General features: G+C 67.0%; 10 protein-coding genes. 2 read left to right on the top strand and 8 right to left on the bottom strand.

Translation table 11 applies throughout. The annotated features are described in order from the left end of the window. Positions 1 to 150 precede the first annotated feature (150 nt). From E1288_RS44515 to E1288_RS44480, 8 genes are all read right to left on the bottom strand, one after another. Positions 151 to 1,413, bottom strand: a complete 1,263-nt coding sequence (locus E1288_RS44515; protein ID WP_165968613.1) for a nucleotide sugar dehydrogenase — start codon at positions 1,411 to 1,413, stop codon at positions 151 to 153. Positions 1,414 to 1,517: 104 nt separating this feature from the next. Continuing rightward, on the bottom strand, positions 1,518 to 3,557 hold the full coding sequence (locus E1288_RS44510; protein WP_132495151.1) for a GNAT family N-acetyltransferase: 2,040 nt from the start codon (positions 3,555 to 3,557) through the stop codon (positions 1,518 to 1,520). Beyond that, positions 3,554 to 4,159, bottom strand: coding sequence for a sugar transferase (locus E1288_RS44505; RefSeq protein WP_235884253.1), 606 nt, complete (start codon positions 4,157 to 4,159; stop codon positions 3,554 to 3,556). Before E1288_RS44505 ends, E1288_RS44510 begins: the two co-directional genes overlap by 4 nt. Before the next feature lie 82 nt (positions 4,160 to 4,241). Next, positions 4,242 to 5,696, bottom strand: a complete 1,455-nt coding sequence (locus E1288_RS44500) for a hypothetical protein (protein ID WP_235884252.1) — start codon at positions 5,694 to 5,696, stop codon at positions 4,242 to 4,244. Further along, positions 5,687 to 7,297 carry a lipid II flippase MurJ gene (locus E1288_RS44495; RefSeq protein WP_165968612.1) on the bottom strand — a complete coding sequence of 537 codons (1,611 nt, stop codon included), beginning with the start codon at positions 7,295 to 7,297 and terminating at the stop codon, positions 5,687 to 5,689. The genes E1288_RS44500 and E1288_RS44495 overlap by 10 nt, the downstream gene beginning before the upstream one ends. Further along, a complete protein-coding gene (locus E1288_RS44490) occupies positions 7,294 to 8,205 on the bottom strand; it encodes a GumC domain-containing protein (RefSeq protein ID WP_132495147.1) in 912 nt (303 codons plus the stop codon). The genes E1288_RS44495 and E1288_RS44490 overlap by 4 nt, the downstream gene beginning before the upstream one ends. 2 nt (positions 8,206 to 8,207) lie before the next feature. Further along, complete coding sequence (locus E1288_RS44485) at positions 8,208 to 9,311, bottom strand: DegT/DnrJ/EryC1/StrS family aminotransferase (protein ID WP_132495145.1); 1,104 nt, start codon at positions 9,309 to 9,311, stop codon at positions 8,208 to 8,210. Beyond that, the gene (locus E1288_RS44480; RefSeq protein ID WP_165968611.1) at positions 9,308 to 10,393 is read right to left on the bottom strand and encodes a Gfo/Idh/MocA family protein; all 1,086 of its coding nucleotides are present in this window, start codon (positions 10,391 to 10,393) and stop codon (positions 9,308 to 9,310) included. Before E1288_RS44480 ends, E1288_RS44485 begins: the two co-directional genes overlap by 4 nt. A gap of 433 nt (positions 10,394 to 10,826) precedes the next feature. Between E1288_RS44480 and E1288_RS44475 the strand changes: the two genes are divergently transcribed. Then, complete coding sequence (locus tag E1288_RS44475) at positions 10,827 to 11,873, top strand: chitinase (protein WP_235884251.1); 1,047 nt, start codon at positions 10,827 to 10,829, stop codon at positions 11,871 to 11,873. Between the two features lie 192 nt (positions 11,874 to 12,065). Next, on the top strand, positions 12,066 to 13,316 hold the full coding sequence (locus E1288_RS44470; protein ID WP_132495143.1) for a phenylacetate--CoA ligase family protein: 1,251 nt from the start codon (positions 12,066 to 12,068) through the stop codon (positions 13,314 to 13,316). Positions 13,317 to 13,586: the final 270 nt, after the last annotated feature.

The raw sequence follows: 13,586 nt of genomic DNA, 5'->3' as shown, positions 1-13,586 counted from the left end.
GCATGAGGCGGTTTGGTATCTCCCCCCGCAGGGCGACACCGAAGGGCCACACCTTCATCACCTGCACAGCACCACATCAAGAAGCCCTACCTACATCGAACTCCCTTCCGCGCTCGTGGCGCACCCACTTTCCTCCCACGGCCAGCGTGGTCAAAACCGTTCCACCTGCGGAGAGCGGAGCCGGTTGCGGGTGTCCAGCACGCGGTCGGCGTAGCGCTCCAGCAGCGCCCAGTCGAGCATGTCGTGGTCGGTCAGCACGATGATCAGGTCGGACTGGGAGATCTGGTCGGCATCGAACCCCACCAGCCGCACGTGTGGCGGAACTTCGTCCGGGTCGATGAGGGGGTCGACCGCGCGAAGGTCGGCGCCGAGCCGGACGAGGCGCTCGGCCACGGCCATCGACGGGGAGTTGCGTGCGTCGCCGGAGTTCGCCTTGTAGGTCAGCCCGATCAGCAGGACGTCGCTGCTGTTCACGGATTTGCGGCGCCGGTTCAGGTGTTCCGTGGCGCGTGCGACGACATAGTCCGGCATGTGCTTGTTGACGTCGTTGGCGACGTCGACCAATCGGAACTCCTGTCCGAGGGAACGTCGCACCTGCCAAGACAGGTAGGAGGCGTCGATCGGCAGGCAGTGCCCGCCGACTCCGGGGCCGGGTGAGAAGCGCATGAACCCGAACGGCTTGCTGGCCGCTGCATCGAGGACCGACCACACGTCCACCCCGAGTCCGTGCGAGAAAACCGCGAGTTCGTTGACCAACGCGATGTTGATGTGCCGGAAGGTGTTCTCCAGAAGTTTTGCCAGTTCCGCCTCTCGAGTTCCTAGCACCGGAACGGTCACTTCCACCAGCTGGTCGTAGAAGTCGCGGACGACGCGCAGCGATTCAGGGTCCACACCGGACACGATCTTGGGCGTGTTGTGGAACTTCCAGGTCGGGTTGCTCGGGTCGATGCGTTCTGGGCTGTAACCGACGTAGAAGTCGGCTCCTGCGCGCAGTCCTGAACCGGACTCCAGGATCGGTACGAAAATCTCCTCCGTGGTCCCGGGATAGGTGGTGGACTCGAGCACTACGCAGCAGCCGGGCGAGATGTGCGTGGACAACGCGCGGGCGGCATCTTCTATGTAACTCAGGTCCGGTGCACCGTCGTGCAGCGGGGTAGGAACGCAGACCGAAGCGAAGTCGAAACCGAGCAGTTCCGCGTGCTCGGTGGTCGGTAGGTACCGGCCCGTTGCCAGAGCGGCAGCGAGTCGCTCGTCGTCCACGTCGTCGATGAAGGACTTGCCGCTCTGGAGCAGATCGATGCGGTCCTCGTCGACGTCAAGACCGACGACGTCGAATCCGGCCTCGCAGGCGCGCATGGCGACGGGGAGACCCACATAGCCCTGGCCCACGATGACAACTCGTGCACCGGACATTCCGATCACCTCGTCCTGGCTTTTCCCGGCTGCGTTCGTCCGTGGAGGTGTAACGGCACGCTTCGTGTTCACGGCTGATCGGTCATCGCGCTGCATGAATCCTCCTAGCAGAAGTACCGGTAGAGCAGGGAGCCGGCTTTCCTGGTGATGTCATCGGAGACGGATTCGTCGGTGAGCAGACCGGTGATTTCGCCGAGCAGATCGTCCACTTCGGAACGTGCAGTCGATGATCCGCGTGGTGAGCGCAAGGTCACGACCTGCTTCTCGTCGTCGGCGTACTTCCGCTTGAAGCGCAGCAGCCCTGGCTGGTCGAGGTCGCTAACACCCCAGTCGACCAGCCGCAGCCCGCGATCCGCAGCCCAGCGGATCGCGGCCCAGTAGATCGCGTCGTTGGGGCGCAGTTGCAGCCGGTCCTGCAATGACGAACCGAACTTGAAGTGCAGCACGCCGTTCCACTGCAGGAACACCGCGGCGGCGACGGGTTCGTCGCCCACGCGCGCTGTCATGGTCACGACCGAGTCGTCGGAGTGGAACTGCTCCCAGATGTTCTCGAAGAACTCCATCGGCTGGGCCAGCATTCGGTACTTGTGCTTGCGCAGCCGGACCTGCATCCGGTGAAAGTTTTGCAGCGCTTCCACCCCGGTGTCGGCGGTGATCCGGACGCCGTTCCGCTCGGCTGCGGCTATGTTGCGGCGGGCGGTGGCGGAGATCCTTTGGTGGAGTTCGGACAGAGGAGCGTCCAGCCGCGTCGCGTGCCAGGCGAGCCGGCCCGCTTCACGCAGACGCGGATCCCGCACGGGGGCTTCGGAGTGCAAGCACCGCAACGCAATTGGGAGGTCCTGGTCGAAGATCCCGCTGGTAAGCCGGTGCCAGACGGCCTCGTCGGGAGCGAAGGGGTCCGCCCAGTCCGAGAACGGCAGGCTGCACAGCCGTTCGCCGCGGATGTCGTGGATGCGGACCCAGGCGAAGCCGCCGACTACCGCTCCCGATGCGTCCACCGCGATGCGAGCTTCAGGGGTGAACCCGTACGTCCGGCACAGTGCTTCCAGCCACGGCTGCGAGGTGAACACACTGCCCTGCGGACCAGCGGCGAGTTCGGCCCATCGCGAGTCCTTCCGCGGGTCGACGGTGACGATTTCGGTTGTCGCGCTGCGCATCAGGGTCTTCGCAGGAGTCCGGGAGAGCTGGAACGGCGGTGGCTCCCGCAGCGTTCCCACCGCCGTGGACCGAGCTGCCAGCAGGTCATCGGCGGTGATATCGCCGAGTTCCCGGTGCAGTACCAGGCCGCGGCGACCGAGTTCGGTCGCGAGCTGGCGCTGGTGGTCGTCGATCGCCTCGCCGAACCGGCGCTCCCTGGTGACCACCACCGGAGCCTTCCCCGCATCGAACGCCAGCAGCACGGACCCGGTACCGGAGTGGCTGATCACCACGTCGGCCGACGAAAGCGCCTCCGCGAGCTGGGTGATCGGCAGGTACGGCTTGGTTTGGATCGGCAGGTCGTCCACCGGCGCCGGACCGGTCTGCCAAAGAACTTCGACCGGTAGACCGGTCGCCTGGTGCAGCGCACCGTCCGGCTCGAGCAACGGCACCAGAGATTCGATCATTCGGCGGAACGGGAAGGTCGATGCGCCGACCGTGACCACCACGCGCAACCGGTCTCCCCGCGGGCGGTCTGCGGTGGTTGACCGGTAGACGTCGAACTGGCTGCCGCCGTAGCGCCAGCCGCGGGCGGCAGCGTGCGGGTACTGGGTGTACACCCGGACCCGGGGAACCCAGCGGAGCAGTTTTCCGGTCAGTGACGGGCTGTTCACCCGTGCGGCGCTTTCGATGTAGTGGCCCTCCACGCCGCGCGCGGCCAGGTAGGGCAGGAAACCGAGTGCGATGCCGGAACCGGTGGAGATGGCCCGGGTGATGCCCCGGGCACGCCACAGCCGGTGCGCGATCGGCAGGCACCGCAGAACTCCCCGCACGCTGCGGCATCCGACCGGCGGAACGTATACGACGTTCCGGTCTGCCAGCATCGACGTGCTCTGCTCGTTGCGGCTGGTCACCCACACCGCCGGACCGTCCGCGGGAATCCGCTCGGACAGGCTGTGCAGCTGGGCCAGGTGACCGCCCGTGGTCGCCACGAAGAGCGTCGTCATCGGGCACCGTCCCCGCGCAGCATCGACGGCAGGGTCCGGGCCAGAATACCGAGGTCGGTCTGCAGGCTGCGGGACCGCACGTAGACCATGTCCAGACGGAGCATGTCCAAGGTGCCCATGGTGCTGCGACCGCTGACCTGCCACAGCCCGGTCAGCCCGGGTTTCACCGCGCTCCGCTCGGCGAACTCCGGTGGGAACATCGCGGCCTCCCACTCGAGGCACGGACGGGGGCCAACCAGCGCCATGTCACCGCGCAGCACGTTGAGCAGCTGCGGCAACTCGTCGAGGCTGGTGCGCCGCAGCCAAGATCCAACCGCGGTGATGCGCGGATCGCGGTCCAGCTTGAAGCTGCCGCCGGCGGAAGTGTCCTCGCCGCGCAACTCGCGTGCGATCATGTCGCGCAGTGGTTCGTCGCTGCCCCCCGGGCGCATGGTGCGGAACTTGTAGAGCGTGAACGGCTTTCCGCCCTGCCCGACCCGGCGTTGCCGGAACAACGCCGGGCCCCGACTGGCGAGGCGGATGATGCCGGCGACGATGAGCATCGGCGGCGCAAGAACGGCCAACCCGACGGCTGCACCGACTACGTCGATCCCGCGCACCACGGACCGCTCCCACCGAGGTCGCCGACCGCACGGCGTCAACGGTTCCGGGGTGCGCTCCGCCCGCACCGTCGGTGTCGGTCTCCTATGTTGTGCGAGACCGATCGAGAGCAGGATCTTGAGTGCCGTGCTCGTCATCACCAAGCCTCCCAGACATGATCGCCAGCAGAACGAACAGCAGATCGCCGAACCCGCGGACCACCAGGTGGATGTCGATCAGCGACAGGACCAGGACCATCCACCAAGCGACCTCGAGCGTTGCCGCGCACGCCCCTACCGAGCCGGGACGCGCGGCCAGCCGCCTGGTCCCGCACAGCACCGCGACCGACAGCCAGACGAACCCGATCAGCAGTGGAATCCCGCCGACCCAAAGGAAATACAGGTATCCGGATTCGAGGTAGATGTAGTCCCGCCAGGTCTCCGGGGCGGTGAGCACCGAGTCGGGCGAGATCCCGAGGACGAAGTGCCCGTCCGCCAGCTGCGGCAGGTAGAAGGTGGTGAGGTTGTCCCACCGGCCGAGCCAGCTGCGGGGCACGGTGTAGCCCTGCGTGAAGTCCGCCATGCGGCCGAGGAACGCGGGCGCGCCGACGAGTGCGGCGATCCCCGCGATCGGCAGGAACCTGGCCACCTGCTGCCGGACCTGCGGGTAGCGGCGCAGGATCAGCACCCCGGCCACGAGTGCGGAGATCCAGGTCGAGAACTGCCCGCTTGCTAGGACGCCGGCACCGAGCAGGACACCGAGCCCGATCCGCTCCCACTTGCCGAGGATTCCGCGAGTGCCGCAGTACAGCAGGAGTACCAGCCCGACGGTGATGTAATCGCCGGTCGCGATCGAGGACCCCAGTGTCGCCGTGCCGCGGTCGCTGGCCTCGCTCGTGCTCGCATGCCAGAACGCGCTCAGCAACGTCAGCACCGGTTCGACACCCAGCGTCTGCAAGATCGCCACTATCGACAACCCAGCGGTCGGCCAGATCACCAGGCGGATGCAGCGGAGCCGCTGTTGCTCGGTGTGCACGGTCAACCGGACGAGCAGGAACAGCGCCACGAGTTTGCACATCGGCAGCAGCGCCACTAGATCGGAGCCATGTGGTTCGGCGCCGCGCAGCATCATCGACGCGATCGGCCACACCGTGCTGAGCACCACGAAACCAGCTAGCGGAACGTCCAGCGGCCGGAGGCGCAGCGGGATCGGGTCACCACGTAGCAGCCGCAACCAGCCACCGAGACACGCCCCGGCCACCAGCACGGCGAACAACGCCTCGTTCGGCCGCGCTCCGGGCACCAGCGTGCCCCTGTCGATACCCGCGAGAAACGGCAAGGTCAGCAGGTAGGCATAGGTCGCGAACACGGGGCGGTACGCGGCCGCGGCGAAGAGCGCTGCGGCCACCAGCAGTCCGGCGACCAGCGGTCCGGCCACGGCGATGGCCAGTCCCGCCAGCGATGCGCACAAGGCGGTCTGGGCTATCAGCAGGCTTTCCGCGCGGTCCGGAATCCTGCTGGAAATCCCGTCGCGTCGGGGCAGCAGAACGCTCATGGGCATCGTCCGATCCAGCTGATGCGCACCGCCCCGGCGTAGACCGCGATCGCCACCAGCCCGCACGCGCCGAGGGCGATCACACCTCCAGCCCGGCTGATCTCGCCGGTGCTCAGAAACCAGCGGCCGAAAGCGACGATCGGCACCATCGAGACGCAAGCGAGAAGAGCCCGCGCGATCTGTGCGTGGTCGATCCAGCGTTCGGGCCGCAACGCGGCTCGTAGACCGAAGAGCACGGTCACCGCTCCGGCCAGCTCACCCGCCAGCAGGCCCGCACACAGCACCACCAAGCGGGATTGGTCGTCCGGCACGAGCAGTGCGGCGAAGGTGACGGTGAGCGACGCGGCCAGGAGCGCGTAGCTGGCCACCCGCGGACAGCGGGTGTTCAGCTGCGCGAACAGCGCATCGAGGCCGACCATGTGCACGCTGGCCGCGAACTGGGCGACTGCGATCACCGCGAGGCAGGCCGCGAGCTGGTCGATCAGCTTGTCCGAGTGCAACTGCCCGTTCGCCAGCATGCTGGCAATTGGGTGTGCGAGCGCGGTGAGCAGGAGCAGCGGAGGCAGGCTGGTGATCGACGCGAGTGTCAAGGCTTGTCGCCACGACGCGGCGAAACCGCTGTGGTCGTCGCGTGCGACTGCGGCTGACATCCCGGGCAGGACGACGGTCGACACTGCCCGTGCCCCCAACGCGGTCGGGACCTGCATGACCGTGTAGGCGCTCTGCACCACGATGACTCCGCCAGGCACAGTCGACGCGGCGGCCAGGAGCACGTACAGCGCGACCGATCGCGTGAGGGGCAGGCTGATCGAATTGCGCAGCCGTCGCAGGACGGACGCCACCTCCGGGTCCGGTCGCCAGCGCAACGACGGGCGCAGCGGCAGCCCCGCCCTGGACGCCCCGAACAACTGGAGGCAAGCGTGCACCGCCACGGCAAGGGTGCTGCCCAGCCCGAGAACGACCAACGGGCCAGCGGTAATCTCCGCGACATCGAGGCCCGGCCCCCAGTGCACACCTACCACGACTACGGCGGCGATGAGCACAACGTTCTCCGCTGCGGGAGCCACGGCCGCCAGCGTGAAGCGTTCGCGGGCCTGCTGAGCAGCGGCTCCCAGCGCTGCCGCTGTGTAGAGCACGACCTGTGGGGCGACCAGCAGGACGAGCACTGTTGCCGTCTGCTCGGCTTGTTCTCGGAGCGAGGGCTGCGGGATGCCGAGGCTCAGGCACCATCCGAGCACTGGCGCGGAGAGCGCCACGATGCCGGCCAGCACTGCTGAAGCGATCAGCAGGAATCCGCTGACCCGGCCGAGCAGCCTGATCGCCGCGTCTGGTCCGCCGCGCGCAAGCACCTGCACCACGGTCGGGACGATCACGAGAGCGAGCGCAGGCCCCGCGATCACGCTGTAGGTCAGGTTGGGGACCATGTTCGTGGCGACGAACGCGTTCGCGAAGTAGGTCGGGCCGAGCACCGCGCCAACCACGACGACCCGGACCAGCCCGGTCAGTCGGCTGATGAGGATTCCGCCGGAGACGACGGCAGAACGCCGCACCGTTCTCCTGGCGGCTGGTCGGGACAGGTCGGCGCGCAGCACGGAGCGAGCACTCACCGAGTGCTCCACCGGCGGACCAGGAGCACAGCGGTGACGGCTGCGACCAGGAGTCCGGTGAGCGCTCCGGCTGCAGTGGCGAACATGGGGCGGGGGCTGACGGGGTCGGTCACCGAGTAGGCCGGCACGACGACCTTGGGTTCGGACCGCGCGAGTTCGGTCATGCCGAGCTGGTCGAGCTGCGACTGCAACTGCTGCTCACGTTGCTGCAGGCCTTGCGCCATAGCTTCGGCGGCGGCCAGCGAGGGCGAGCCGGGTACTGCTCGCTCTCGCGAGACCTGCGCGTTCGCCTCGGCGAGCTGCGCCCGGACATCGGCGAGGTTCCCTAGCACGTAACCGTCCACTCCGGACTCGCTGTTGGTTCTCGCCACGTCCCGGTAGCGGTCGACGATCTCCCGGGTCCGGCGCAGGGCGACGTCGGGGGCACCAGCCCTGGCCTCCACCTGCAGGACCTCGCTGCTGTCCAGCAGCGACATCGTCACCGCCTTCTCCAATTCCTCCACCGGAAGCCGCTCCTGGTCTGCGACTGGCCCCAGCACCTGCCTGCTGCGCAGCAGCACCAGTTGGGTAGTCAGACTCCGGTCCTCGCGCAGGAATCCGGTCGACTTCTCCTCGCCGATCTCGAAGAGGATCTGCGCGCGCGCCGCGTACACCGGCGGCCACACCAGGGCCCCGATGAATGCGGTGCCGGCGCCGAGCAGCACGATCAGCAGAGATACGCCCAGCAGTCGCCGCTTGTTGGCCAGCAGTGCGGACCACGCCCGGCTTTCCGGCGCGGGCGGCGGGGTCCGCCGGTCTTCCGGAGCGCCGAGGAGCGGACTGATGGACGCGGCACCGGTCGTCACCGGTGCGGCGTCCGAGCGCTGAACGTTGACCGGCTCGCCGTTGGAGTGGTGGGTTTCGGTCAAGGTCAGACACCTCGCAATGCGTCGCAAACCCGTACGACGTCGCCGTCGTCGAGCGTCGGGGAGATGGGCAGGGACAAGATCTGCGTGGCCGCCTCCTCGGCGACGGGAAGCCGTTCGCCGCATCCGGCGAAAGCCGGTTGCAGGTGGCAGGGAACCGGGTAGTGCACGCCCCACCCCACACCGGCCGCGGAAAGCGCCGCCCCCGCCTGTTCCCGCCGCAACGTCCGCACCACCGCGAGGTGGTGCACATGCTCGGCTGCGGGGTCCACGGCGACCGGCGCGAAGGACACCGGCAGCGATTCCCAGTACCGGCGCATGAGTTCGCGCCGACGCGCGTTGTCCGAGTCCAGCCGCGGGAGTTTCAAGGACAGCGCTGCGGCCTGGATGCTGTCGAGCCTGCTGTTCCGGCCTGGCAGCTCGTGGCGGTGCCGGTCGTGCGCGGCTCGACCGTGGTTCGCGAGGCGCCGCACCCGGTCGGCCAACTCGAAGTCGCTGGTGACGACGGCGCCGCCGTCGCCCAGTGCGCCGAGGTTCTTCCCAGGGTAGAAGCTGAAAGCAGCGGCGCGGCCGACACTTCCGGCGGCGTGCCCGCTGTAGCGCGCTCCATGCGCCTGTGCCGCGTCCTCGATGAACGCGAGACCGCAGCGATCAGCGAGCGAGCTCAGCGCCGGCACAGCGACCATTTGGCCGAACAGGTGAACCCCGATGATCGCAGCAGTACGTCGGTTCACCGCTGCGGCTGCCGCCGCGGGATCGATCAGCAGCGTGTCGGGGCGGACATCGACGAATACCGGTCGCGCCCCGGCCGCACGCACCGCTTCCGCGGTGGCGACGAAGGTGTTCGCCGGAACGATGACCTCGTCGCCGCCTCCGATGCCCAGCGCGGTCAAGATCAGTTCGATGGCGTCGGTGCCGTTGGCGACACCGACGCAACTGCGCGACTCGCAGTACGCGGCGAACTGCGTCTCGAACCGCTCGACTTCCGGCCCGCCGACGAACCGGCCGTGTTGGAGGACCGCCTTCCACGCCACTTCCAGATCCGTCTGCAGGTCGGCGTTGATGTCCACGAGGTCCAGAAAGGGGACCGCCCCGGTGTTCCCGTTCATTGCACGATCTCTCCGCAAGCCGGCTCCGCGAACAGCTGCGGGGCTTCCACGTCATCGGCGGAGCGCTGTGCCGGAACGTCCAGAACCCGTACCGGCCGACCGGTGACCTGTGCCAGGTCCGACGCGCTGAGCACCCGGACGATCTCCAGACCACGCCGACCGGAGGTGTTGGGAACTCGGCCGGTGCGTGCGCAGTCGATGAAGTGGGTGTCCTGCACGAGCAGCGGCTCGCGGAACGCCACGTGCGGCGAGACGATGTCGCCGGAGCGGTAGGTGATCGGCATCGCGTACGCGTCCGCCGGATCATCGAGGCCGTGCGAGTCGACGCCGATGTCGTAGACGCGGATCCGGTCCTCATCGGAAGTGTCGTCGTAGACCGCCATCTTCTGGTCGCCGACGACCGTCACGCGGCGGACCTTCTGCGGATTGAGCCAGCTGACGTGGACGAAGGCGTAGGTCCCGGACTTCTCCAGCTCCAGGCGCACGTGCGCCACGTCCGCGTGTCGCCCGTCGACGTGATGGTGGGCCCACGTGGTGACCGACGCCGGAGTTTCGTCCATCAGGAACGAGATGATCGAGAGGTCGTGCGGTGCGAGGTCCCAGATGACGTTCACGTCCCGCTGGTAAAGACCGAGGTTCAGCCGCGCGGTGTCGATGTAGAGGACCCGCCCCAGCTCGCCGGAATCGATGATCTCCTTGAGCTTCCACACGGCGGCGTTGTATTCGAAGGTGTGGCCGGTCATGAGCACCACGCCACGTTCATCGGCGACATCGACGAGTCTTCGGGCGTCCTCGATCGAGGTCGCCAGCGGCTTCTCGACGAGGGTGTGCTTTCCTGAGAGCACGGAGCGCAGCGCGATCTGCGCGTGCGAGCACGGTGGAGTTGCCACCACCACCGCGTGCACGTCGGCGAGAACCTCGTCCAGCTCGACCGCTGTGCCCGCCGCCGGGAAGTTGCGGTGGGCCTCGGCCAACCGCCCGAGATCTCGGTCGACGACCACCACCTTCACGCCGGGCACCGTGCTGAGAACGCGTACGTGCTTGGAACCCCAGTAGCCGTAACCCACTACTGCAACGCTCATGCTGTCCGTTCGATCCATGCAAGCCTCCAGAAACCGGTTGGGACGCAACAGGGATCCGGTGAGCCATCGTTGAACGTCATGCGGAGATCTGCTTGGCCGGCAATACCAAAGTGGATGCTCCGCCGATCTGTCGCACAGCGTCAGCGCGGTTCCGTCCACCCACGAGCGGGCGAACCTCTGATTGGGACGCGGCGCCGTCACCTGCACGCCTGACTGCGGGCGCACAAAGTGACCACGACGACGGAAGACGAGCCATACTCGCGGAATCGGTGCACGCATCCTGCGTGGGCGAAATAGATCCACTTACTAGAAACCGAAAATCGCAGCCTGATCGAGTTACATCGAGCTGCCGCCGGCAGAACAAGGATCTTGGCCGACCCGCCAGAGCTTCACATCCGGCTCGCGCAGAAGGTCCGGTTGGCGGAACCACCGAATGAGTACCCCCGATTACCGGACCGTCCATGTGGTGACGCGGCAGGCGGCCCTCATGACGACAGGCGAGAATCGAATCATGCCGAAGATGCGCGCGCTTTTCATGACCATCGTGATCGGTTGGGCGTTCATCTCGTGCGGAACGCACAGCAACAACGTTCCCCGAACCACGGCCACGGTGACTTCATCACCATATCTTTTCTTCGGGTGGGGCAACCCTCCTGATCCGGTTGTGGTGATGAAGGAAACCGGCGTCAAGGCGTTCACTCTTGCTTTCATCCTCTCCGGTAATGGCTGCGATCCCGCATGGGACGGCGAACGGCCGCTGGACGGCGACGATGCCACTCAGATCAAGAGAATCCGCGACGCGGGTGGTGACGTCGTCGTCTCCATGGGGGGCAGCGCCCAGGAGGGGCGAAAGCTGGGCGAGGTGTGCCCGAACGAGCAGTCCCTGGCGAACGCCTACCAGAAGGTCATCGACGCCTACCAGCTCAAAGCGGTCGACGTCGACATCGAGAAGGGCGAGTTCAAATCCCATGAAGCGCAAGACCGCGAACTCGGCGCACTGAAGATCCTCAAGCAGCGGAACCCCGGACTGAAGACGACCCTGGTGTTCCCCACTGAACGCACCGGCCCGAGCGACCTCGGCAAGCGGCTCATCCGACGAGCGCACGAGCTCGGCGCCAACGTCGACGTCTTCACGATCATGCCGTTCAATTTCGGGGGCACCGACATGACCCGCGATACGATCTCGGCCACCGAAGGGCTCGTGTCGGAGATCGCCGACGCCTTCGCAATACCGATCGAAGAGGCGTACCAAAAGGCCGGCATATCGTCCAAGAACGGTGGGCTTGAGGAAACCGTGCGGCTGGCGGACTTCCACAATTTCCTGGACTACGCCAACGACCGACGCCTCGGCCGATTCACCTTCTGGGCGGTCAACCGCGACCGTCCCGGCGACCCGAGTCATGACGCGGGGAGCGGGATCCCCCAGCGCGACTGGGACTTCACCAGGGTCGTAGCGCGCTACCGATCCACGGAGCCCTGATCGGTCCGGTCCGAGAACCAGAGAGCTGAATCTGCCCGTGTCACAAAGACTTGCTGATCGAACAGCCCGGAAGGCCGGATGATGTCCCTGCTCCGTCTGCGCACCGCCTTGCGCCCGCGAGTTGTCTCTGCCGTTACACGCAGCGTTGTGGAGCCCGTTGTGCGGGCGCCTTATCTGAGCACCGCCCGATGGTTGCCGGAGTTCTTCACGTGGCCCGAGCAAAAGCGGCGATCTTGGCAACAGGACCGGTTGCGCGCTGTCTTGCGGCACGCCCAGGAAGAGGTGCCGTACTACGGTGACGCGCTGGCCGGGCGGGACGTGGATGGGGTGGACCTCGCCGAGCTCCCCGTGGTCGACAAGGCGATGATGCGGTCATGCATGGACAATTTCTTGAGCCGGGGCTGGCGAGACATTCCGCACATCGCCAAGAAGACCGGTGGTAGTACCGGCGACCCGTTCCAGTACCCGCTCGACAAGCGCGCCTGGACGCAGATCTACGCGGCGAACCTGTACTTCTGGGAACGCACCGGATACCGCTACGGAGACCGCCTGGTAATGGTGGGTTCTCCACCCTCGTTGCAGTCCGCGAGCGAGGGTTTGAAGTCTCGCTTGCGCTCTCTCCTGGAGGGGCGCGTGGTCTCCGCAGCGGGATGCCATATCGACCCGGAGACGAGCCTGGAACGCGCGCTCACGGCGGGGCGTGCGCGGGGAGTGCTCTGGTACGGATACGCGAGCCATGTCGCAGCGATGGCCGACGCCGTGCTGGAAGCCGGTGTGCGCGTGTCGCCGCCGAAGGCGATCGTCACGACGGCCGAGCTGTTGTTCCCGACCTGGCGCGAGCGCATCGAGCAAGCCTTCGAGGCGCCACTGCACGACCAGTACGGGTGCAACGACGGCGGCATCATGTCGCAAGAATGCTCGCTCGGTCGGCTTCACCTAGCCGAGAACGTATCGATCGTCGAGATCCTCGACGACGCCGGCCGCCGGTGTCGACCGGGCGAGGAGGGTGACGTGGTCGTGACGAACCTGCACGCCCGGGCGCTGCCCTTCCTGCGATACCGGATCGGGGACCGGGCCGTACTCGGCGCGGCGACATGTCCATGCGGCACGGAAGGCACATTCCTGGAGCGGGTGGTCGGTCGGCAGGGCGACAGCTTGCATTTGCCGAACGGCAAGCACGTTTCCATGCACCCGCTCGGGAAATGCTTCTTCGATGCCCGTCACGTGCGTCGCTACCAGCTCGTCCAGCCGGAGCCCGGGCGCGTCTTGGTGCGTCTCGATGTCGAACCGGGTTTCGAGGCGGACGAGCGCTCGATGATACTCGGCGAAGTTCGACGCCTGGTGGGCAGCGCAGTCGACATCGACCTGACGACCGACGAGCCGATGGAACGCACTCGGGGCGGCAAACACCGCGTAGTCGTGCGCACTTTCGACCCGGCGTGACTTTCGTTGCGCACTGCGCCCCACTTCGTCATCTGCGGCGTCAGACTTCCGAGAGCAGTCGCACACCTCGGCGATGCAGCCCAAGATGAAAGGCGGTGGGCAGCGGCTCAGGACCGGCGGGACGGTCATTGCTCCACGAGCGCGGAGACACCAGTGACGGACCATGACGATTTCCCCGCACCACAGCAGGGGCTGGTTGTGACGCACTTCCTGACCGTGCGTGACGTCAGCGTCTCGCGAGAGTTCTACGTCGACATCTTCGGTGGGCAG

It is taken from the genome of Saccharopolyspora elongata (assembly GCF_004348985.1).
GTDB classification, from domain to species: Bacteria; Actinomycetota; Actinomycetes; order Mycobacteriales; family Pseudonocardiaceae; genus Saccharopolyspora; species Saccharopolyspora elongata.
The sequence above is the reverse complement of the archived record's forward strand: the minus strand, read 5'-3'. Positions and strand labels throughout refer to the sequence as shown.